We start from the raw sequence: 23,085 nt of genomic DNA on the forward strand, positions 1-23,085 counted from the left end.
TCATCCGGTAGCCAAGCCTTGGGTGTACTCGACGAATGCCGTGTGCACGGTGGCGCGGTCGTCGGGTGTCTTCGCCAGTGCGCTCAGCGCGGTCACCGCCTCCGGCGCGGTGAGATCGGCGACGTCGAGCGTCGCCAGCGCGGCGATCCAGTCGATGGTCTCGGCGACGCCGGGCGGCTTGTCGAGATCGAGATCGCGGGCACGGCCGACGAATCGGGTGGCGTGATCGATCAGCGCGTCGGTTGCCCCGGGCACGGTGCGTCGCACGATCGCCACCGCGCGGGCGGGCTCCGGGTAGTCGATCCAGTGGTAGAGGCAGCGCCGGCGCAGCGCGTCGTGCAGGTCGCGACTGCGGTTCGAGGTCAGCACCGCGGTTGGCGGGTGTTCGGCAACAAAGGTCCCGAGTTCGGGAACTGTCACGGTGGCCTCACCGAGGAATTCGAGCAGCAGCGCTTCGAATTCGTCATCGGCACGGTCGATTTCGTCGATCAACAGCACCGGGGGCGTCGGACCGCGATATCGCACACAGCGCAGGATCGGGCGGTCCACCAGGAATGCCTCGGTGAACAGGTCGGCTTCGGTGAGATCGGTGCCGCGCGCCTCGGCGAGCCGGATGCTCAGCAGCTGACGCTGGTAGTTCCAGTCATACAGCGCTTCGCTCACGGTGAGGCCCTCGTAGCACTGCAGGCGGATCAGCGGTGCACCGAGCACGGTGGCCAGGGTCTTCGCCGCCGTCGTCTTGCCCACTCCCGGTTCGCCTTCCAGCAGCAGCGGCCGACCCAAAGTGGTGGCCAGATAGAAGGCGGCGGCGGTCCCGGTATCGAGTAGGTAGTCGTCGGCGTCGAATCGTCGCACCACGTCCTCGACATCGTCGAACGGCGACATCATGGCGACGCCGCGGCACGCAGGCGCTCGTAGTCGTCCCAGGTGTCCACGTCCAAGGGCATCGGTGCGTCGATGTCGAGTCGGGACACCATGACGCGGCCCGACTCGATGATCTTCCACACGGCCTTGTCGCCGTGCAATCGGGCCAACTCGCTGAATACGCTGCGGCTCAGCCAGAATGGATGCCCGATACCATCGTGGTAGCGGCAGACCGTGATCGCGGCCGACATTCCCTCTTCGATCAGTCGGTCGACGGTCGCCTCCGACAGACCCGGCTGATCACCGAGCATCAGCACGACTCCGGCGGCCCGGGGATGCACCGCGCTCAGTGCCGCACGCAACGACGACGAACAGCCCGACTCGAAGTTGTCGGCCATGGCCACCTCCATTCCGCTGAGATCGACCTGCTGCCGGACCGCCGCCGCTGCGCCGCCGAGGGTGACGATGATCTGATCGAAAGCGCAAGATCGCACCATGTCGAGAGTGGCGCCGAGAACTGTCGTATTCCGGTACGGCAGTAGCTGTTTTGCAGTGCCGAGACGCCGTGAGGTGCCCGCAGCGAGTACGACTCCGGTGACAAACCCGGTTGTCATGAGCCCGTCTTCGCCGCGGCGAAGGAGGTACGACAGCCGGAGCTGCAGAACCAGTAGTCGATATCGTCGATAGTGAGATGCGGTGTGTCCGGCCCGATCGTCACGGTCATGCCGCACACGGGATCGAGCGCCTCGACCGCGACATCCACCGGGCGGGGCGTGACGGCCAGGCCATCTTTGCGGATCGCCTGGATCACTTGCGCGACAATCGAGACGGCGATTTCCGCGGAGGTCTTGGCGCCGATCGGCAAACCCACCGGGGTGCGCACGCGCGCCCGCTCGGCGTCGCTCAACCCGAGCTCGTCGAGAATCGACGCACCCCGAATCTTGCTGGCCACCAACCCGATATACCCCACACCAGCGTCGAGCGCGGCGCGGATCATCTCGGCTTCCGGGCCACCGTGGCTCGCGATCACCATCGCCGTCGTGTCCGCCGGCGAGTCGGCGCCGGCAGCACTGCGCTGCACCCCGAATCCCACCAGTTCGCACATTTCGGCCAGCGCGTCCGCGATGGGTGTCGCGCCGCAGATGCGCACCAGCGGCGCCGGGATCTGCGGCTCGAGGAATATCTCCAGCGCTCCGCCGGACAGGCAGGGATTCACCACCACCGCCGCGCCGGGCGCTTCGGGAAACTGCAGATCGCCGTCGGGCAGCACGCGCAGCAGCACACTTTCGTGCGACTGCAGGGCACCCAGCGCCGCCTTGCGGACCGAGTTCTGGGCACACTGGCCGCCAACGAATCCTTCGATCGTCCCGTCTTGCAACAGGATCGCCTCGTCGCCGGCATGCGCCGAGGTCGGCTGTTGCGCGCGCACGACGGTCGCGTGCACGAACGGAGTCCGGGTGCGAACCAGCTGCTGTGCCCGCTCGGTCAACTTCATCGGTGATCTCATCGCTCGCTCTCACTCAGATAGGCGGTGTGGCCCGCCCCTGCATCGCTTCCCACACCCGCGACGGTGTCAGCGGCATGTCGGCGTGCCGAATTCCGAACGGCGCCAGCGCATCCACCACCGCATTGACCACCGCTGGCGGTGATCCGACCGTGGCCGATTCGCCGATGCCTTTTGCGCCGATCGGGTGGTGCGGCGAAGGGGTGACCGTGTACCCGGTCTCGAAATGCGGAACCTCTAGCGCCGTCGGGATGAGGTAGTCCATCAGGGATCCGCCGAGGCAATTGCCGTCCTCGTCGAAGGCGATGATCTCCATCAGCGCCATGCCGATGCCGTCGGCGATGCCGCCGTGCACCTGACCCTCGATGATCATCGGATTGATCCGGGTGCCGCAGTCGTCGACGGCGAGGAAGCGCCGGACCTTTACTACGGCCGTCCCCGGGTCGATGTCGACGACACAGAAGTACGCACCATAGGGGTAGGTGAGATTCTCCGGGTTGTAACAGATCTGCGCGTCGAGACCGCCCTCGATACCCTCGGGCAGATCACCGGCGCCGTGTGCTCGCATCGCGATCTGCTGGATCGTCACGGCCGCGGACGGATCGCCCTTGACATGGAACGATCCCTTCTCCCATTCGAGGTCTGCGACGGAGACTTCGAGCATGCCGGATGCGATGATCCGCGCCTTGTCGCGCACCTTCCGTGCTACCAGTGCGGCAGCGGCGCCCGAGACCGGTGTCGAACGGCTGCCGTAGGTGCCCAGGCCGAACGGAGTCTGATCGGTATCGCCGTGCACCACGTCGATGTCGTCCGGCGGGATGCCGAGTTCTTCGGCAACGATCTGGGCGAAGGTCGTCTCATGCCCCTGCCCCTGGGTCTGAACCGATATGCGCACAACAGCTTTGCCGGTCGGGTGGATGCGCAGCTCGCACCCGTCGGCCATCCCGAGTCCGAGGATGTCCATATCCTTGCGCGGACCCGCGCCGACGGCCTCGGTGAAGAAGGACATCCCGATGCCCATCAACTCGCCGCGGGCGCGCTTGTCCTGCTGCTCCTTTCGCAAGGCGTCGTAGCCGATCATCTCCATCGCCAGGCGCATGGTCTTCTCGTAGTCGCCGGAGTCGTAGACCCAGCCTGTTTTGCTGCGGTACGGGAACTGTTCGGGACGAAGGAGGTTCCGTAGCCGCAGCTCGGCCGGATCCATCTTCAGTTCGTAGGCCAGGCAATCCACCAACCGCTCGACGAAGTAGACGGCCTCGGTGATCCGGAACGAGCACGCGTAGGCGACGCCGCCAGGGGCCTTGTTGGTGTAGACCGCGGTCATCTTGCAGTAGGCCGCCTCGATGTCGTAGCTACCGGTGAAGACGCCGAAGAAGCCGGCCGGATACTTCAGCGGCGCGGCCTGGCCGTTGAAGGCGCCGTGATCGGCGAGCACGGTCGACCGGATGGCCAGGATCTTGCCCTCGGCGGTGGCGGCGATCTCGCCGACCATGATGTAGTCGCGGGCGAACCCGGTGCTGGTGAGGTTTTCGCTGCGATCCTCCATCCACTTCACCGGTTTGCCCAGCAACAGCGACCCGACGATGGCGCAGACGTATCCCGGATAGATGGGCACCTTGTTGCCGAACCCGCCGCCGATATCGGGTGAGATCACCCGGATCTTGTGCTCGGGCAATCCGGCCACCAACGCATAGAGCGTGCGGTGGGCATGCGGCGCCTGGCTCGTCGACCACAGCGTGAGCTTCCCGGTCACGGGATCGAGATCCGCGACGGCCCCGCAGGTCTCCATCGGGGCGGGATGCACTCGCGGATAGACGATCTCCTGTTCGACGACGACGTCGGCGCGCGCGAATACCGCCTCGGTCGCGGCGGCGTCGCCGGTCTCCCAGTCGAAGCAATGGTTGTCCTTCTTGCCCTCGAGATCGTCGCGGATCACCGGCATCTCGGGCGCCAGTGCAGTCCGGGCGTCGATCACCGGATCGAGCATCTCGTACTCGACATTGATGAGCTCCAACGCGTCACGTGCGGAGTAGCGATCCTCGGCGACGACGAAGGCCACCTCCTGGCCCTGGAATCGGACCTTATCCGTCGCCAGCACCGCCTGCACATCGTTGGAGAGCGTCGGCATCCAGGCCAGTCCCTTCGCCGCCAGATCCGCACCCGTGACAACCGCCCTGACCTTCGGATGTGCCTGTGCCGCAGAGACATCGACGCTCACGATCCGCGCGTGCGCGAACGGGGAACGCAGGATCGCCAAATGCAGCATGCCGGGCAGCGATACGTCGTCGACGTAATTGCCGCGTCCGCGAATGAACCGCGGATCCTCCTTGCGGAGCATCCTGCCGTGACCGCACGGCTTGTGGTCGTTGTCGACACGGTCTTCGGGCCGGGACTCGACGGCGGTCATGACGCGCTCCCTACCGGCGCCGGCGCGGCAACGGGTTCGGGCTCCGCTGCTTCGCCTCGTTGCTTCGCCGCGGCCCACTGGATCGACCGCACGATGGTGGTATATCCGGTGCAGCGGCAGATTTGGCCCGAGATCGCCTCCCGGATGGTCTGCTCGTCGGGATTCGGGTTGCGGTCGAGCAGGGCGCGGGCAGTGATCATCATTCCGGGCGTGCAGAATCCGCACTGCAACCCGTGACACTGCATGAAGCCCTCCTGCACGGGATCGAGTTGGCCGTCCACCTCGAGCCCCTCGACGGTGCGCACCGCATGACCGCCGGCCATGACGGCCAGCATCGTGCACGACTTCACCGGTTCGCCGTCGACCTCCACCACGCAGGTGCCGCAGTTGCTGGTGTCACAGCCCCAGTGGGTTCCGGTGAGCCGCAACTGGTCTCGCAGGAAATGCACGAGCAGGGTACGTGGCTCGACCTCCGCGGTCACCGGCTCGCCGTTGACGGTCATGGTTACCTGCATGGCTAATTCCCTTCCAGCGCAGGATGATTCAGAACGCGCTCGACGGCGGTGCGCAGCACGCGAATCGTCAGTTCGGACGCGAGATGGCGTTTGTAGTCCGCGCTGCCGCGCGCATCGGAGCCAGGTGAGCACGCTGCGCTCGCCCGGCGGCCCGCCTCCGAGAAGACCTCCTCGGTAGGCGGCTCACCGAGGAGCACGTCCACCGAGGAGGCGAGCGCCGCTGGGTCGGGATTGACCGCCGTCAGACCGATCCGCGCGGCCGCGATCGTCCCGCCTTGCAGTGTCACCGTCGCGCCGGCCGCCGCGATCGCCCAGTCACCGACCCGGCGCTCCACTTTCGCGTAGGCACTCGATGTCCGATGTCGCACGGGAATTCGGATCTCGATCAGAAGTTCGTTGTGCGACATGGCGGTTTCGTACGGACCGACCAGGAAGTCGTCCATGGCGATCTCCCGGTCGCCGGACGGTCCGCGCACCAGGCAGGTGGCGCCTAGGACCGTGCAGACCGTGCAGAGATCTTCGGCGGGATCGGCCTGACACAGCGAACCACCGATCGTGCCGCGGTTGCGCACGACCGGATCGGCGATCACGCGCTCGGCATCACGGAAGATCGGGCACACCGCGGCGAGATCGTCGGACTCGAGCACATGCCGATGCCGGACCATCGCACCGATTCGTACCAGGGTCGGATCGGTGACGATGTAACCCAGTTCGGCAGCCAGGTCGTTGATGTCGATGAGATATTCCGGATTCGCCAGACGCAGCTTCATCATCGGCAGCAGACTGTGCCCGCCCGCGACGATGCGCGCCTCCTCCCCCAGCCGGTCCAGTAGTCCGATGGCGTGATCCACGCCCGTTGCGCGCTCGTATTCGAATGGCCCAGGAACTTGCATGTGATCGACCTCACATCAGCGGGAATACGCCAAGCCTCTGCCCCGCCCATTCAGTCGTCAAGACCGATTTAAGGAATCACTTAATTCGCTGTTCGCGACCGGTGTGTGGTGAATCCGGCCGCCGGTTTGGGCCAGTGAGCGGCCGTGTCCGCCCCAGCGTCGCGCGATGATCTCGGCCGCGATGGACACCGCCGTCTCTTCCGGTGTCCGGCCGCCCAGATCCAGCCCGATCGGGCTGGCAAGTCGGGCGAGTTGCTCGGCGGTGAGGCCCGCCTGTCGCAGCCGGGACAGGCGCTCGTCGTGCGTGCGTCGCGACCCCATGGCGCCGACGTAGCCGATCTGCGGCGCGCGCAGTGCCACCTCGAGCAGCGGAACGTCGAACTTGGGATCGTGGGTCAGCACGCAGACGACGGTCTGCGAGTCGACCGCGCCAGCCGCGATCTGCGCGGCCAGGTAGCGGTGCGGCCAGTCGACGACAACCTCGTCGGCGGTCGGGAACCGGGCGGAGGTGGCGAAGACCGGCCGCGCGTCGCACACCGTCACCCGGTAGCCGAGGAACGATCCCTGCTGGGCGACGGCGGCGGCGAAATCGATCGCCCCGAACACCAGCATCCGCGGCTGTCGGGCATAACTGGCGACGAAAACACCCATGCCCTCGCCCCGACGTTGTCCGTCCGGACCGTAGGACAGCACCTCGCTGCGGCCAGCCGCGAGCAGCCCGCCTGCGTCATCGATCACCGCATCGTCGGCGCGCGCCGACCCCAGCGTGCCGTGTGCATTGCTCGGCCGGATCAGCAGCCGTCGCCCTACCCAGGCGCCGTCGGGGTGCTCGATAACGGTCGCGATCGCGATAGGCCGCTGGTCGGCGATGTCTGCGGCGACCTCGCCGAGTTCCGGAAACGTCTCCCGCGAGATCGCTTCGACGAAGATGTCGATAATGCCGCCGCAGGTGAGACCAACGGCGAAGGCGTCCTCGTCGGAGAGCCCGTACCGCTGCAGCACCGGATGACCGGTCCGGACGACATCGGTGGCGAGTTCGTAGACCGCGCCCTCGACGCAGCCACCGGAGACCGAACCGCCGACTGTCCCGTCCGGGGCAACGACCATGGCGGCACCGGGCGGTCGCGGCGACGACCGGAAGGTCCGCACGACCGTCGCGACCCCAGCCGTGCCCCCGGCGTTCCATGTTGTCATCAGATCCGTGAGCACGTCCTGCATAATGCGTCCTCCAGACGCTGTGTGGCTCTCGGCGCTGCGTCCACCTCCAAACTAGACTCGGATTGTGACGCCCGCCCAGCTTCGGGCCTACTCGACCGTGGTGCGGCTCGGCTCCGTCCGTGCGGCGGCCAGAGAGCTGGGGATGACCGACGCCGGTGTCTCGATGCACATCGCCCAGCTGCGCAAGGAGCTCGACGACCCGCTGTTCACCCGCACGGCGGCGGGTCTGGCTTTCACCCCCGGCGGGCTCCGCTTGGCCAGCCGGGCGATCGAGATTCTTGGACTGCAGCGCCAGACCGCCATCGAGGTGAGCGAGGCGGCGCACGGCCGGCGGCTGCTCCACATCGCGGCATCGAGCGCGTTCGCCGAACATGCCGCCCCCGGCCTCATCGACCTGTTCGCGGCGCGCGCGAAGGATCTCTCGGTCGAGCTGAGTGTGCATCCCACCAGCCAGTTCCGCAGCCTGATCGAGTCCCGTGCGGTGGACATCGCGCTGGGGCCGGGGCAAGACGGCACCGACACGACCCTCACCGCCCGGCCGTTCCTGAAATATCAGATCATTTCGGTCGCGCGCCCGGACAGCCCACTTGCGGACGTCGCGCCGCATCCGGCGCTGCTGCGGGAGCAGCAGTGGATGCTGGGCCCTGGGGCCGGAAGTGTCGACGGGCACATCGCGACGATGCTGCGCGAGTTGGCCATTCCCGAATCCCACCAGCGGATATTCCAGAGCGACGCTGCTGCCCTCGAAGAGGTCCGCCGTGTCGGCGGCATCACCCTGACGATCGGCTTCGCCGTCTCCTCCGACCTCGCGGCTGGTCGGCTTAGCCACATCAAGGGGCCCGGCCTTCAGGTATCCGATGAGTGGTGCGCGACCACCCTGCCGCCCGACACCCGCCAGCCCGCGGTGTCGGAACTGCTGCGGTTCATCACGACCCCGCGATGCATGCAGGCGATGATCCGCGGGTCCGGCGTGGGCGTGACGCGGTTCCGCCCGAAAGTGCATGTGACGCTGTGGAGTTGAACCTGGGCACCGCCGCGCCGCGCTCGCCCGGCACTATCAGTAGTGCTCTTCCCGATAGACGCCGTCGGCGTCGACACCACAGCCCCACCCACCAAAGCTCGTGTTCGCCAGCTCCATGTTGGCGACGAAGGAACCGGCCGCTGCGAGGGTGATCCTGAACGGATCATCGTCATCGTCGGGCAGGTTGTTCACGGCCAGCAACGGGAACTCTGCGGAGGCCAGTGCCCGCTCGTCGGCGATGAGGACGACGGTACTGCCGGGCCGGTCCTCGTCATCGCGCCCGATCCGCGCCTGGATCTGATCCGCCGTGAAGCCCGCGTAGGCGCGGTTGTCGACGACGGTGATCGACTCGTAGTGCTCCGAGCATCCTTCGAGGGCCTGGAGCAGGCGTGCCCACCCATCTGGCTGCTCGAAGGACGTCCGCACCAGGAGCGGACCTGCGGCCTCCTCCATCGCGGCGGAGGTCGGCTCGGGCTCTGCCGCCGTACGCTCGCCGGGGATGACGTGGATGAGGAAGCGGGGCTTCTTGCCGTCCGACGACCGGTCACTGGCATGGACGCGGATCAGATAGGGACCGACTCCTGCGGTGGCGAGATTCTCTTTGCGCAGAGGCGCATATCCGCTGTCGCACAGGGCAAGGAAGCCGGTCGTGGAGATCACGGTGATCTCTTCGACCTCGTCCCAGCCGCTCTCTGCTCCCGGGTCATCTCCGGCGTAGAGGGTGACGATGGGGTTCTCCAGGGCGCTTCCGGCGTCGATGTGCAGCCAGTCTTTCTCGGCCGCCAGGAACCCGCGTCCGCGCGGCCGCTTGCCGGCGTCGGGGTCCATGACGGCCAGGTCGCCCCACTCCTTCATCTCGAGCGGCCGGGTGCGGCCGTCAAGAAGCGGCCGGTTGGAACGCTGCATGGAGAACCCCCATCGTGCTTGTGTGCCTGCCGGTTTGGTTGGCCGATCGGGAAGGTCAGCTTCCTGATCTGCCACCAGTGCCGCCGCGGTTCGTTGGCAACATCGACGTGCAGAAGAACATGTGGGGCCACGGTATCGCCACCTGCGCACTGACCGAGATCCGCGCGCAGGTGCCCGACTACGTCTGGCGCATGAGCCTGCATGACCTCACCGCGAAGAGTTTCTGGCTGCTGATGGCCGAAGCAGCGGCGAGGACTACATCGACGCAGACCGCACGCACAGGGCAGTAGTAGACGCCGTGTACACCGACATGAACGTAGGTGCCGCTCGGCCTGGTTCCGCATGACGACCTGCTCCACCACGCGTGAGCCTCATTGGAGGTGAACGCTTTCGGCAACTCCTGCCGTGGAGTGATGGTGTTCAAGGCTTCGCAACGCTGAGATGGCGGCCGAACCAGTCGAGGGCCAGATCCGCCACCTGCTCGAGTGCGCCGGGCTCCTCGAACAGGTGCGTCGCGTGGGGGACAACGTCGATCTCGCTCGGACACGGCATTCGCAGCCGGGCCTCCCGATTGAGCTCCAGCACGCGCTTGTCGTCACCACCGACGATAAGCAGCGTCGGTGTGCGGACCAGCGCCAGCCGCGGACCGGCCAGGTCGGGGCGGCCGCCACGAGAGACGACGGCCGCAATCTCGGCGCCGGGTTCGGTGGCCGCCCAGAGCGCGGCACCGGCTCCGGTGCTCGCCCCGAAATATCCGGTGGGAAGGCCGCTCAGGGCCGACCGCGTGCGCAGCCAACGGGTGACGTCGACGAGACGATGGGCGAGCATCTCGATATCGAAGACGCGGGCACGATCGCCCTCCTCGTCCGCGGTCAGCAGGTCGAGCAGCATCGTCGCGAGTCCCGCACGATTCAGCACATCGGCGACGAATCTGTTCCTCGGACTGCGCCGACCGCTACCGCTCCCGTGTGCGAAGACGATCAGAGCAGTGGCGTTCCGCGGGACGGCGAGTAGCCCCGCCAGCCGGGCGGGCTCCGACGGCACGGTGACCTCGTCGGTCCGCGTCAAATGATCGGATGCAGAGGGCGGCATCGAACACCTCCTGGTATCCGGAGTACTCGACCAGTCCGTCATGTGCAAGAGGTACGGATTTTCGGGTAAGGCACCCAGGTTGCAGTCCGCGAGGTCGAGCAGCGCGGTGAACTGTCACACCTGCTCCAGCGCCAAACCGAGGTGGGCGTCGGGTCGCGGCTGGCGGGGCCTTCGGCAACGAACGACCCGGACACCGAGCACTCGCGTGGCAAGCGTCCACACTTAGGCGATGGAGGTGACTGCCGCTCCCGCTGCCAACGCACCAGAACTGCGGCACAGCGAGCGAACTGAAGCACAGGCACCATCGGCACTGCCGGGTGGGTTGACCAGGCACCATCGAGCCGCAGCGGTTTCCACGAGAGCGCAAAACACGCTGACATGGTCGAACCGGCGCCCCGCGTGGCGGAAATCACCACTGCACCGATCAGCCGGTCAGGTCCATCGACAGGTCGCATAACAGCTGGAAGATGAACGCGCCGTAGGGACCCCGCAGTTGGTTACTCGCGTCATACCCCGGCGCCGGACAGTGATGCTACCGATCCATCACGTGACGGAGCGGTAGCATCACAAAAAAGGTTATGGCTCGTCGACTATTCGAGCCATGACGACAACCGGGCCGCACAACTGCGGTGGTGGTTGCAGAGCCCTTGCGGGGCAAGGCATTTGCGGTGAGGAGCTCGGTTCCATGACTGATATTTTGGCCATGGCATGGCGAGAAGCCGCGCAGCGCGTCCGTGTAACGCTCAGCGATCGGACTCCCTTTGTGCTCGCGCATATCTACCATACGAACGGCGCGAAGCTGGATTTCATGGTCTCGAAAGTCGAGCAACTGGACCTCGAAACCGCGAAGCGCATCATGAAGGCGGCGGAGGGTGGAGTGCAGAGTCGCCTCCCGGTGGGCGCAATCGCAAAAAATGTGGAGCACATCCGAAGCACGCGCAGCACCGGCCTTGCCGCCGGAAATCAGATGAAGATCCAGCTGCCGGAGACCCGGCAAGCTTTGGACGATCTGAAAGCGCCGCCCGCCACCGTGCGTCCGGATGCCGAATCGCAGCTATCCTCCACCTACAGTCGCCCGACCGGCTACCGCACAGGTGTGCGGCAAAAGGTCTGGGATATGAACAAGGACACCGACGGTCTCGTTCGCGACAAGTTGACCGGCCAGGTGCTCGACCCCACCAAGCCGTGGCACATGGGACACAAGCCAGGCTTGGAGTTCTGGAAACATCAACGCCATGCCGCGCTGCGCGGGATCACGCGAGAACAGTTTCTCGACGAGCACAACGACGTCCGGCGATATCGACCCGAACTACCGAGCTCTAATCTGAGTCATCGCGGTGAAGACCGCAGTGCCAACTACTCGGGTGGTGACCTTTGACAGTCAGTGCGGATAATCGGCGAATCGCGGCGGCGGCCAGGGACGTGTTCGGCGGGACTCCCCGTGTCGTGCAGTATCTCGACGCAGACGAAAAGTCCGAGATCGACGTGCTCAGTAGCGTCGATCGGCCGGCGGCCGGGCTGATCTCGTTTTGCACCATCGGACTGTCCGATCACCCTATTCCCGGCCGGGTCCAGCCACCGCTCGGAGTCGAGATCGTCGCCGTCAGCCCCCTGCCGGGTTTCGCGGCCGTGCTGTCGACAGCGGCCTTCTGCGTCATCAACAGTGGTTGGCTCGCCGAGCCGGGGCGGGTCTTTCCCGATGTCGTCGGTGCGCACATATCCGACACCACTGTCCCCCACCTGATGTTCGTCAGTCCTTTTCTCTGGGACGATTCCGACTTCGAGACCCAGACGATGACTGGAAAGACCGTGGCGTGGGTGCAAGGTGTCGCGATCAGCGACGCCGAGATGGAGTACGTCCGGGCGCATGATTCGGACGCTCTGGAGGACTTGTTCGTGTCCGCCCAGCCCGACGTACTCGATCTCCATCGGCCCTCCGTGGTGTGAGCCACGCAAAGCCGAGCGGCGCTGGGGTCGAGTTGCGGACCGTCAGCGACGTTCTGCGGATCACCGTCCGCCGGGCAGCGCACCTATGGCACGTCGCGCGAAGTCGGACCCGATTCCTTGGGCATGTTCCTCGAGTACTCGACCGATCTCGGAAAGCGCTTCGGGCGTGGTCATCTCGTCGTGCGTGACGTCGAGTGGATAGATGGCGACGGTTCCCGCGACATGCCTGCGCCAACACCGCGCCGCTGCGTTCGGGTCCGCCTTCACGGCGCCCTCGTGGTCCCGTGCCGCGGCGAAGAAGACCAGATCGCCGTCGAATCGCCGCGGGCGATGGCACCCGACCATGCGCACTGACGCGTTGTAGGAGGCAATCCACCGCTCGAGGTCGGCGCCGGTGACGTCGAGTGTGCCCGCCGGACTGTGCCGCAGCGCCGCGGCAGCCGCCGCGGCATTCAGTTCACTCGATTCGACGTGCAAGCCGAGCAACGGACCGAACTCGTGGACGAATTGACCGGAGGTGAGCTGATCCGGTGGCTCGAGGTGTCGCGCCGCCAGATCGGTGTCGAGCAGCACCAGCCGCACATGTTCACCGGCACGTCGCAGCCGTGCCGCGATCTCGTGTGCGACGAAGCCGCCGAAGGACCAGCCCAGTAGTTCGTACGGGCCGCGCGGCGCGATCTTGCGGATCTCGTGTACATAGCGGTCGGCGTACTGGCCGATGGTCGCCGGACCGTGGTCGCCGGGTTCGGCCGACAATGTCGGCGACTGCAGCCCGTAGATCGGGCGGCGCGGGTCGATATACGCGCCCAGCCCGGCATAGCACCAGGCCACGCCCGAGGAAGGTGCTACACAGAACAGCGGTGGCAGGTCAATGCTTTCGAACTTGGCGCGGATCGGCAGCAGCACCTGCAGGGCCGCTCGAAGCGCTGCGGCCGGTTTCTTCGCTCCCGCCACACCCTTGTCGATGCATTCGGCCAAGCCGGCGACGGTCGGATCGGTGAACACGGCTGGAACCGCGATCTCGGTGTGCAAGGCTGCCCCGAGCAGCCGGGCTATCCGCACCGCGCCGAGCGAATTGCCGCCCAGATCGAAGAAGGAATCGTCGATGCCGATGCCTTCGATGTCGAGCACCTTCTCGAATACGTCGATGATGGTCCGCTCGCGGTCGGTGCGCGGCGCCCGGTAGGCGCGACGCGGCCCGGCATGCAGGTCCGGTGCAGGCAGGGCGGCGCGGTCGAGTTTGCCGACCGGTGTGATCGGGATGCTGTCGAGCGGGACGATGACGGCAGGCACCATGTAGGAGGGCAAAACCGAGGCGATCCGGCTGCGTACCTCATCGATATCCGGCCGTATCCCGTCGGTGGGCAGCACGTAGGAGACCAGCACGGTGGCGCCTGCCGGACCTTCTTGCCCTGTGGTGATCGCGAACTCGATATCCGGTAGCCCGGTGAGCGCGCTGTCGATTTCGCCGATCTCGACCCGTAAGCCTCGAATCTTCACCTGGAAATCGGTGCGGCCCACGTATTCCAGCGTGCGGGCGTCCGCGCTCCAGCGCACGAGGTCCCCGGTGCGATACATCCGCCCGCCCGCGTCGCCGAACGGATTCGCGACGAATCGCGTGGCAGTCAGGCCGTACCGGTCCAGATAGCCGCTCGCCAAGGCAGGACCGGCCAAGCACAGTTCACCGACCGTGCCCGCGGGCACCGGGCACAGCCAGGAATCCAGCACCAGCGCCGCGGCGCCGTGGATCGGGGCGCCGATGGTGACCGGCTCGTTCACGGCCAACTGATCGCTTCCGGTTGCCCAGATCGTGAATTCGCTCGGGCCGTACACATTCACCATGCGCCGGCCCGGCGCCCACTTGGTCACCAGTTCCGGACCGCAGGCCTCGCCCCCGACAACGAGCACCCGCAGGTCGGGTAGATTCGCCGATTCCATGGTGGACAGCACCGATGGGGTGATCGCCATGTGGCTGACGTGTTCGTCACGCAACAGATCTTCCAGTGCCCCACCGGCATACACATCGGGACGCGCGACCACCATGCGACCACCAGAGCCGTGTGCCATCAGCAGCTCGAACATCGAAGCGTCGAAACTCGGTGAGGCCACGTGCAGCACGCTCGCGGAGGGATCAACCAGCAGCGATTCCTGTTGGGCGGCAACAACACCTGCGATGCCACGATGTCCGATCTGCACCGCCTTCGGCGTGCCGGTGGAACCGGAGGTGTAGATCAGGTAGACGGCCTGATCCGGGTGCATCACCCCGCCGCGCTCGCTGTCGGTGATCGGCGCGGTCGAGCGGGTCACCGAGGCGGCCGCTGTGGCGACATCATCGAGGAGCAGCCAATCCACCGTGTCCGGCAGGTTCGCTCGGCGGCCGGTGGTGGTGAGACCGAGCTCGGCCCTGGTATCGGCAACCACGTAGGCGATCCGGTCGGCCGGATAGCCGGGATCGAGCGGGACGAACGCGGCTCCAGTCTTGGCGACGGCCCACACGGACACCACCGATTCGACCGAGCGGGCCAGGGCGAGCAGTACCCGGCTGTCCGGTCCGGCGCCATGCTCCAGTAGTAACCGGGCCAGCTGATTCGATCGCACGTCCAGTTCGCGGTAGGTCAGGTCGATGCCATTGCATGACAGCGCGATCGCCTCGGGCGTGCTGGTGACGACCGCGTCGAGGATCGCGGGCAGCGTCCGAGGCTCGGGCGCCGGCGGTCCCGAGACCACCACCACGGCAGCGGCTGGACCGAGAGCGGCCAGCTTGGTCTCGGTAGCAGTTGCGAGTTGTGCCAGCAGCTCCTCGAAACGGTCGAGCAGCCCGGCAGCTTCAGTGGTATCCATGACGCCCCCGCGATACTTCAACGTCACCCGCAGCGTTTCGGTCCGCTCGCCTTCGGCGTCGCGCTCACGGCCGGGCACTACTTGCAGGCACAGCGGATAGGGCGTGCTGTCGGTGGCGGTGACATCGAGCACCCGCATACCCGCGATGTCCGGTGTCTCGGCCAGTGCCGCTCGATCGAGCGGGTAGGACTCGAACACGGTTGCGGTGTCGAACAATTCGCGGTGGCCGATGGCATGCTGGATGTCGGCCAAACCGGCGTGATGATGGTCGAGCAGCGCGGCCTGCTCGGATTGGATGCGGCACAACAGTTCGGCGACGGTCAGGCCTGGCTCCAGCCGCACCCGGACCGGAACCGTGTTGATGAACAGGCCGATGGTCGATTCCACGCCGGCAAGCTGCGGTGGGCGACCAGAAACGGTGACGCCGAAGACGACATCGTCGCGGCCGGTGCGAGCGTGCAGGATCAGCGCCCATGCGGCCTGCACGGCGGTGTTCACGGTGACGCCGAGTGTCTGGGATAGCTCCTGTAACCCCGCCGATGTTCGCACGTCGATCTCGCGCGACAGCTGCCCGGCCGCCGCTGCGGCAGGACCCGCCGCAGCGGCCAGGGTCGGCGCGTCGATCCTCGCAAGGGCGGTGACCCACGCGTTTCTGGTCACCTCTGCGTCCTGTGCCGCGAGCCAGGCAAGGAAATCCCGATATGACGGCGCGGCAGGCAGTCCGCGCGCATCGCCGTTGGTCGCGTACAGGGTCAGCAGTTCCCGCACCAGCAGCGGGGTCGACCATCCGTCCAGCAGGATGTGGTGGTTGGTCAACAGCAACCGATAGGTCTCGGTGCCGAGCCGGATCAGGTGCAGTCGCAGCAGCGGCGGATGCGCCAGATCGAAGCGAATTTCCTTGTCCTCGGCGATAATTCGCTGGTATTCCGCGTGTGCCGAATCCTCCGGCAGCCACGCAAGGTCGGTGGTGCGCCAGCCGATCTCGGTCGACCCAACGACAAGTTGCCGAGGCCCGCCGTCGGCGGTGACGAACGCCGTCCGAAGACTGTCGTGGCGGGCCAGCAACGCGGCCGCGGCGCGGCGCAGCCGATCAGCGTCGACGGTTCGCGCCAACGACAGCACGGTCTGCACCACGTAGTCGTCGACGCCGTTGTCGAATGATGCATGGAAGTACATTCCGAACTGCAGTGGCGAAAGCGGCCACACATCGGTCAACGCCGGGTAGCGCCGCTCCCAGCCGTCGATATCCCGCTGAGTGGTGGCGGCGAGCGAGAAGTCCGACGGGGTGTGTCCGCCCGCCTCGGCCGTTTCAGCATGGCGGCCCAGTGCACCGAGCGCCTCGACCCAGAGGTGCGCTAGTGCCTCGACCTCGTCCGTGCCAAGGATCTCGGCGGCGAAGGTCCAGGTGGCGGTGATCTCGTGGCCGTCGGACAGGGCATCGACATCGACCACCGCGGGCAGTGGCATCGCATCGTCCTGGGTGACCGCGAACGGCTGGCCGGAACAACCGGATATCACAGGGCGGGGCAGCCACGGTCCCGATAACCCCTGGGTAGGGACCCGGCCGAGATAGTTGAACCCGACCTGCGGCGCGGGCCGGTCGGCCAGCACGGTCGCCGTGCCGGGGTTGAGGTGGCGCAGTAGACCGTAGCCGATGCCGTTGTCCGGCACTGCGCGCAACTGCTCCTTGATTTGCTTGATCGCCCGGCCTGCATGCGAGCCACCGGCGAAGGCGTCGTCGATATCGATCCCACTGAGGTCGAGGCCGACAGGGAACACCGTGGTGAACCAGCCGACGGTGCGGGCGAGATCGGCCCTCGGTGCAGGTGTATCCCGCAGTGCGACAGCCGGACTCGCGGCGGCATCCGCCGGGTTGGCACTCGGCCCCGGCGCAGCGCCTGTGCCGCCGCGGGCTGCCACGTTGCGGGCGGCATCCTCCTCACGGCCGTGGCCTTCCAGCGCAACCAGCGTGCATGCGGTCTCCACTGCACCGCGTTCGGCTCGCCAGCGGGACACCGCCAACGCGAGTGCGGTCAACAGCACGTCGTTGGCGCCACCGTGGAAGCGTTCCACCGCAGTGCCGAGCACGGCCGCCGTGATGTCCGCGGGCACCCGGATGTCGATACGACCCATGGTCGCTACGGTGTCGCGAACCGGATCCAGCTGTCGCACATCGAGATCGGCGTGCGGCAGGTCGAGTACTTCCTGCCAGTAGGGCAGTTCGGCGACCCGGACCCGGTGTACCGCCTCATCGGCCATTGCCCGCGCCCAGCGGCGCAGCGAGGTGCCGACCGGTTCCAGCACAGGCGGCCGTCCCGAAATCAGCTGCCCCCACGCGTTTGCCAGGTCCGGCAGGATGATCCGCCACGACACCCCGTCGACCACCAGGTGGTGCAGCACCAGCCACAACGAATCGGGTCGGTCCCCACCGCGTTGCAGCCACACCGCCCGCACCATGTCGCCCGAGGCCGGATCCAACTCGTCGGCGGCGAGTTGCAACTCCTGCGCGGCCCAGCTGCCGTTTCCGGCAGCAGTGTCCTGGGCGGCATGTTCGCCGCTGTCGTCACCCGATCGACACGAAATGCCCAGGCTCGGAAGCGCTTCCCGACCGGCAACCCCGTCCGGTGCGGCGGCGGGCCCGCGGTCGGACTCGGAGCGATCGACGACGGCGTCGATGCGGCTGTGCCGCAACACGGATTCGGCACGCACCATGCCGACCGGCTGAGTGACCATTGTCCATGTTTCGCCGGTCCGGGCCAGCCGGGACCGGAGCATGTCGTGGTGGTCGATGACCGCCTGCAAGGTGGCGCTCAGAGTGGCACGGTCGATGCCCGATGGGAGCTCGACGAGCACCGCTTGGGCGAAACGGGCGAAGTTGCCGTGCGCCAGCACCTCGTCGGCGATCGGCATCGGCGCTATCACGCCGATGCCGCCGCCGGGCAGCTCCTCCAGTATCGCTGCCGCACCGGCCACCTCGGTGGCGACGGCGGCCAGGCCGGCAACGGTCTTTCGCTCGAACACATTCCGCGCGGTGAAGGCCAGACCGGCCGCATTCGCCCGCGCGACCAGCTGTACTGCGACGATGCTGTCGCCGCCGAGCGCGAAGAAACTCTGCTCTGCTCCCACCTCATCCAGGCGCAGGACCTCCGCGAACAATCTGGCGAGCAGGTGTTCGCGCGGTGTCGCCGGCGGTCGCGAGACCTGGTCGCGCGCACCGAAATCCGGAGTAGGCAGTGCGGCGCGATCCACCTTGCCCGCAGTGGTCAGCGGCAGCTCGGCGAGCAGCACCACGGCCGAGGGCACCATGTACTCCGGCAGGAAATCGGCGACGAAGATCCTCAACTCGACCGGGTCCGGCGCGGTCTCCGACTTGGGCGCCACGTAGGAGACGAGCACAGTGCCGCCGGCCGGTGTGGTGGCGGGGACAGTGACCGCCATCGCCACCTCCGGATGCCGCTCCAGGCAGCTGTCCACTTCGCCTGGCTCGATGCGCAGGCCGCGAATCTGCACCTGCAGATCGCTGCGGCCGAGGAATTCCAGCTCGAGGCCGCGTCCGTGGTCGGCCCACCGCATCATGTCACCGGTGCGGTACATCCGTGTGCCCGGCGCGGCGAACGGCGCGGCCACGAAACTCGCCGCCGTGAGGCCGCATCGGCCGAGGTAGCCGCGGGCCAGGCCGGAGCCGATCAGGTACAGCTCACCGGCGGCGCCCACCGGGACGGGACGTAGTCTGCGGTCGAGAACGACGGCCGTCATCCCGGGCATCGGCCCGCCGATCGCCATCGGGGCATCCTCGTGCATGGGGTCGGGCATTGTCGCGGCGATGGTGGCCTCGGTCGGCCCGTAGCTGTTCACCAGGCGAACCCGGAAGGCCCACCGCGACACCAGGTCTACCGGGCAGACGTCCCCACCGACGACCACCGCACGCAGCGCGGGCACCTCGTCGGGGTCGATCGAGGCGAGCACGGCCGGGGCGACCGAGAGCTGGGTGACCTCGTTGCTGCGCAGCACCGCGGCGAACTCCGGTCCCGCGTAGGCCTGCGGCGGCACGATCACCGAGGTGGCGCCGGATGCGAAGGCCGCGAGCAGTTCCTCGATGGAAGAGTCGAAACTGGGCGAATCCGCGTGCCCGAGCCGGGATGTCGCGTCGACGTTCAGCGCACGGCGCGACTCGGCGACCAACGTTGCCAGTCCGCGATGGGAAACGGCCACGCCCTTGGGCAACCCGGTGGATCCGGAGGTGTAGATCACGTACACGGTGTTGTCGAGGCGGATCGGGGCGCGGCGGTCGGCGTCGGTGATCGGGGCCGGATCTTGCCGTGCGCACAGTGTTTCGACGCGCGCGTCGTCCAAGTCGAGCCAATCGATGCCGACGGACAGTCCTGCCTGCGCCTCGGTGACGGTCAATCCGAGGACCGCGCCGCAATCTGCGAGCATGTGGGCGATCCGATCTGCGGGCAGCATCGGGTCGATCGGGACGAATGCCGCGCCGGTTTTCGCCACCGCCCACACCGCGAGTACCGACTGCACGGACCGTCCGATCACGATGGCGACCGTGCGTTCCGGGCCCGCACCGCGCGCGATGAGCACCCGGGCGAGCCGAGTCGATTGCGCATCGAGTTCGCTGTAGGTCAGCTGTGTTTCGTCCGAGACAACGGCGGTGCCGTGCGGATTACAGCGTGTACCCAGTGCGAGCAGCTCCGGGAAGGATTGCGGCGCAACCGGTTCCGCCCCCCGCACGGACGTCAGCTCGGTGTACTCGCCGGAGTCGAGCAGTTCGACCGACGACACCGGCCGCTGCGGCCCGGCCGCGAGGAACCGGTGCAGGTAGCCGACGAACCGTTGATGGTGGCGTGCCAGCTCCGCCTCGGTGTAGAGATTCGGGTTGGCTTGGAAATCGATATTGGCGCTCTCGCCGCCGATGCCCGGATACAGATTGACGAACAGGTCGTCGATGATCCCGGAGGTGAGCACCCGCAGCCGACCAACGGCTTCGCCGAGGACCACTTTGGTATCGAGCGCCATGATGTTGATCGAGGGGCCGAAACTCGCGGCTTGATCGCTGGCATAGCCGAGGTCTCGGAAGATGTCTTCCTGGCGATAGCGTTGCCTGCGTAGCGCACCGGTGAGCTCATGCTGCGTGGCACGGATGGCCGCGCCGACCGTGATTTCCTCATCGATGGCGATACGCAGCGGCACCACATTGGCCACCATGCCGCCGGAATGACGCAGTGCGGCGGTGGTGCGCGCCGAAACGGGCAGGCTCAGCAACACATCGTCACTCTCACTGTCCCTGGTGCCGCTCGTGACTCTGGCGAGATACGCCGCGAACGCGGCGACCAGGACCGGCGCCGGGCTCGAGTTCGCCGCATGAGCCACCGATTCGAGCAGCTCGGCGGTTTCCTCCGGCAGGGTTGCGCTCACCAGCAGTGGATGCGCGTCCGCCACCGCCACCGCGCCGGAAAGGCTCACCGCGGTCGGTGCCCCGTCCAGCCGCTGGGCCCAGTACGCACCATCGGCGCGAAAGCGCGCGGAATCGCGGTAGGCGGCGTCGGCAGCGACGATGTCGGTCAGGCACTGCGCCCGCGACGGTGGCTCGGGCGTTCCGTTGACTGCGGCGGTGTAGAGCTCGGCGATCCGGCCGACCATCGTTGCGGCCGCGTAGCCGTCCAGCGCGATGTGGTGGATCCGGCAGTACCACAGCCAGGTGTCGTCGCCGATACGCAGACCGGCGCCCTTCACTAGGCGGTCGTGCAGGAGATCCAGCGGCGCGGTGTAGTCCGCGTGCATCCATTCTCGGGCCGCTCGCATCGGATCCGGTTCCGCACGCAGATCAATGATCGCCTGCTCGGTCTCCATCGTCGGGTCCACCGCCTGGTACGGAATGCCGTCGATCTCGATCAGACGCAGGTAGCCGGTGCCGAACTCACGTCCGGCCCGGCAACTCGCAGCGATCATTGCCTCGAGGTCGATGTCGCCGATGCTCTCGATGTACTGAGCCATGGAGATCGGCACCGACCCGGCGATCTGCTGCGCGAACCAGATGCCACGCTGCGCCGCCGAAAGCGGAAACGGACCGGCCGCCATATCCCGTGTCGTCGTGGGATCGGTGTCTACATCCGCCGGTCGGTGCCGCATTGTGTTCCTCGCTCGAGCTATTCCTTGCCCCCGACCATCGGATGCAAGAACGCTCCCACAAATCGCTGCATTCGAATCTCTCGCTGCACGCCTCTTACATCCCGACGTCACTGTCCGGATGACGTTCCGAGGGGTTTGCATCCCTCGCGAGGTATGGGGCGTACGACCTGTCCGGATCGAGCCCCGAATCTCGTCTACTAGTGGATCGTGCCACCAATGTTCACGTGTTACACGATAAAATTGAAATGCGATGTGCGAGAAGTTTACCTCCGCGCCGAAGTGACCGAAAAATCTTGCCGATCCAGACACGGATACAACTGTGCCCGTCACCGATCTTGTTCAGCGCCACACCACCGCGCGACAGGACAGCGATTCGGTGTTCGACGGGCCACGATCGTCAGTGCAGCGCGGCGACGGGGCACCATCCGGTGACCAGAAGTCTCTGCTGGTGGAGTCAGTACGCATAGGCGGTCGTATCCCGCAGCGGATCACTGGTACTGGATCCGAACTCGACCTGAAGGCGAGGTTTATGCTTCCCCGTATCGACCTGCGTCATGACCAGAAGGTGGTTACCCCCACCAAAGAGTTTGCACGTCGCGAATCTGCAGCGAGAATCCGTCGACCACAGCGTCAACGCATTGCGTGTGTGATTCCATCACGCATGCAAGCGCCACCGAAGCGCCCTCCCCTGACTTGAATCTGCTCAGTGGGTTCTGATCGCACGTGTACGACATCAGCGATGTATACAAATTGGGCGCGAATTATCGATGCGCTGCGCATTCCTGGAAAAACAAACACAATGCGCCAAGTTCGCATCGCGTTCATCAATTAAGTCTCGTTCGTCGACTTGGGAGTTCGCTCCTATTCCCAGGAATCGCATTGGGACACGCGGAGATCAGTAACGGAGATCATGGGCAGCAAAGCATGGCCGCCCACAATCCCACTCGTCCTCCGAATGTGTCGGCATAACAACACAATCAGGCGAGCTCACCTTTCGCTGCTACTTCTCGGCGCGACGCACCCTGGCCAACCAGGCCGCTTCGTCGACCACGCTGCCCGGGGTGAGTCCGAGTTGCTCGGCCTCGGTAACCACCTCGGTGACACGGCCACGGTAACGAACGGGCTGCAACCCCTCGAGCACCCAGCCGCCACCGAACGCGTCCGCAATGGCCTCACGGCCGATGCGCGGACCGAAACCCGGTTCGGCGGTCGAGAGGGCAAGGACATGGACCAGCCCGCCGGGTTTGCACACCCGGTGCAGACTACGGACGTAGTCGGCCGGGTCGCCGTTGTCGTGTGCGAAGACATGGAACAGCGCGCTGTCGATGATGGTGTCGTACAGGGGTTCTCGGCCGAGATCCAGTGCATCGGCAACCTCGAAACGCGCGGAGACACGGTGTGCCTCCGCATTGGCCCTGGCGTAGGCGATCGCGCTCGGCGACAGATCCACCCCGAGCACGTCGTAGCCGAGCCGGGCCAGATGAATGGTGTGCTCTCCGGCTCCACACCCGACGTCGAGCACCGCGCCGCGCACCAGGCCCTGTGCGATCATGTCGACGATCGCGGGCTGAGGCTCGCCGATCACCCACGGCGCGGCACCGCTGTCATAGACGGAATTCCAGAATTCGGCAGGTTGGATCATCCCTCCAGTTTCCAACCTCAACTTCGATTCATGTCAACGCCGGGCCGCGTCGTTCTCGGCCGTGACCGCGGCCGAATCTCGCTGATACATTGCGCAG

At 66.5% G+C, this 23,085-nt stretch carries 14 protein-coding genes and 1 pseudogene; 4 read left to right on the forward strand and 11 right to left on the reverse strand.

The genetic code is table 11. The annotated features are described in order from the left end of the window. From OHQ90_RS24395 to OHQ90_RS24425, 7 genes are read right to left on the reverse strand one after another with little or no spacing between them, the layout of a single operon-like run. Complete coding sequence (locus OHQ90_RS24395; protein WP_328401177.1) at nt 1-888, reverse strand: AAA family ATPase; 888 nt, start codon at nt 886-888, stop codon at nt 1-3. After that, the gene (locus OHQ90_RS24400) at nt 885-1,478 is read right to left on the reverse strand and encodes a nucleotidyltransferase family protein (protein ID WP_328401179.1); all 594 of its coding nucleotides are present in this window, start codon (nt 1,476-1,478) and stop codon (nt 885-887) included. Before OHQ90_RS24400 ends, OHQ90_RS24395 begins: the two co-directional genes overlap by 4 nt. Beyond that, entirely contained in the window at nt 1,475-2,359 is an 885-nt protein-coding gene (locus OHQ90_RS24405) for an XdhC family protein (protein ID WP_328401181.1), read from the reverse strand. Before OHQ90_RS24405 ends, OHQ90_RS24400 begins: the two co-directional genes overlap by 4 nt. A 25-nt stretch (nt 2,360-2,384) precedes the next feature. Continuing rightward, the gene (locus OHQ90_RS24410) at nt 2,385-4,775 is read right to left on the reverse strand and encodes an aerobic carbon-monoxide dehydrogenase large subunit (protein ID WP_328401183.1); all 2,391 of its coding nucleotides are present in this window, start codon (nt 4,773-4,775) and stop codon (nt 2,385-2,387) included. Then, a complete protein-coding gene (locus OHQ90_RS24415) occupies nt 4,772-5,290 on the reverse strand; it encodes a (2Fe-2S)-binding protein (RefSeq protein ID WP_328401185.1) in 519 nt (172 codons plus the stop codon). Before OHQ90_RS24415 ends, OHQ90_RS24410 begins: the two co-directional genes overlap by 4 nt. A gap of 2 nt (nt 5,291-5,292) precedes the next feature. Next, complete coding sequence (locus OHQ90_RS24420) at nt 5,293-6,183, reverse strand: FAD binding domain-containing protein (RefSeq protein ID WP_328401187.1); 891 nt, start codon at nt 6,181-6,183, stop codon at nt 5,293-5,295. A gap of 57 nt (nt 6,184-6,240) precedes the next feature. After that, nucleotides 6,241-7,401 (reverse strand): XdhC/CoxI family protein, encoded by a 1,161-nt coding sequence (locus OHQ90_RS24425; RefSeq protein ID WP_328401189.1) that lies wholly within the window; start codon nt 7,399-7,401, stop codon nt 6,241-6,243. 64 nt (nt 7,402-7,465) lie between these two features. Between OHQ90_RS24425 and OHQ90_RS24430 the strand changes: the two genes are divergently transcribed. Then, the gene (locus OHQ90_RS24430; RefSeq protein ID WP_328401191.1) at nt 7,466-8,422 is read left to right on the forward strand and encodes a LysR family transcriptional regulator; all 957 of its coding nucleotides are present in this window, start codon (nt 7,466-7,468) and stop codon (nt 8,420-8,422) included. 36 nt (nt 8,423-8,458) lie between these two features. Here the strand turns inward: OHQ90_RS24430 and OHQ90_RS24435 are convergent, their stop codons facing one another. Beyond that, complete coding sequence (locus OHQ90_RS24435; RefSeq protein ID WP_328401193.1) at nt 8,459-9,328, reverse strand: DUF6924 domain-containing protein; 870 nt, start codon at nt 9,326-9,328, stop codon at nt 8,459-8,461. Nucleotides 9,329-9,342: 14 nt separating this feature from the next. Between OHQ90_RS24435 and OHQ90_RS24440 the strand changes: the two genes are divergently transcribed. Next, complete coding sequence (locus OHQ90_RS24440) at nt 9,343-9,618, forward strand: hypothetical protein (protein WP_328401195.1); 276 nt, start codon at nt 9,343-9,345, stop codon at nt 9,616-9,618. A 130-nt stretch (nt 9,619-9,748) separates the two neighbouring features. On the opposite strand, the pseudogene OHQ90_RS24445 reads toward OHQ90_RS24440, so the two are convergent. Further along, a pseudogene (locus OHQ90_RS24445) lies at nt 9,749-10,405 on the reverse strand (dienelactone hydrolase family protein); the annotation flags it as partial. Nucleotides 10,406-11,021: 616 nt separating this feature from the next. On the opposite strand from OHQ90_RS24445, the gene OHQ90_RS24450 reads away from it, so the two are divergent. Further along, nucleotides 11,022-11,798 (forward strand): HNH/ENDO VII family nuclease, encoded by a 777-nt coding sequence (locus OHQ90_RS24450; RefSeq protein WP_328401197.1) that lies wholly within the window; start codon nt 11,022-11,024, stop codon nt 11,796-11,798. Further along, entirely contained in the window at nt 11,795-12,367 is a 573-nt protein-coding gene (locus tag OHQ90_RS24455) for a suppressor of fused domain protein (RefSeq protein ID WP_328401199.1), read from the forward strand. The genes OHQ90_RS24450 and OHQ90_RS24455 overlap by 4 nt, the downstream gene beginning before the upstream one ends. A gap of 60 nt (nt 12,368-12,427) precedes the next feature. Here OHQ90_RS24455 and OHQ90_RS24460 read toward each other — a convergent pair whose 3' ends face one another. Together OHQ90_RS24460 and OHQ90_RS24465 are read right to left on the reverse strand one after the other, a co-directional pair. Next, nucleotides 12,428-21,346, reverse strand: a complete 8,919-nt coding sequence (locus tag OHQ90_RS24460; RefSeq protein WP_328401201.1) for a non-ribosomal peptide synthetase — start codon at nt 21,344-21,346, stop codon at nt 12,428-12,430. 1,000 nt (nt 21,347-22,346) lie between these two features. Continuing rightward, nucleotides 22,347-22,988, reverse strand: a complete 642-nt coding sequence (locus OHQ90_RS24465; RefSeq protein WP_328401203.1) for a class I SAM-dependent methyltransferase — start codon at nt 22,986-22,988, stop codon at nt 22,347-22,349. Between the last annotated feature and the right edge of the window lie 97 nt (nt 22,989-23,085).

Origin of the sequence: Nocardia sp. NBC_00403 (genome assembly GCF_036046055.1) — a bacterium.
In the GTDB taxonomy this organism is placed as follows: domain Bacteria; phylum Actinomycetota; class Actinomycetes; order Mycobacteriales; family Mycobacteriaceae; genus Nocardia.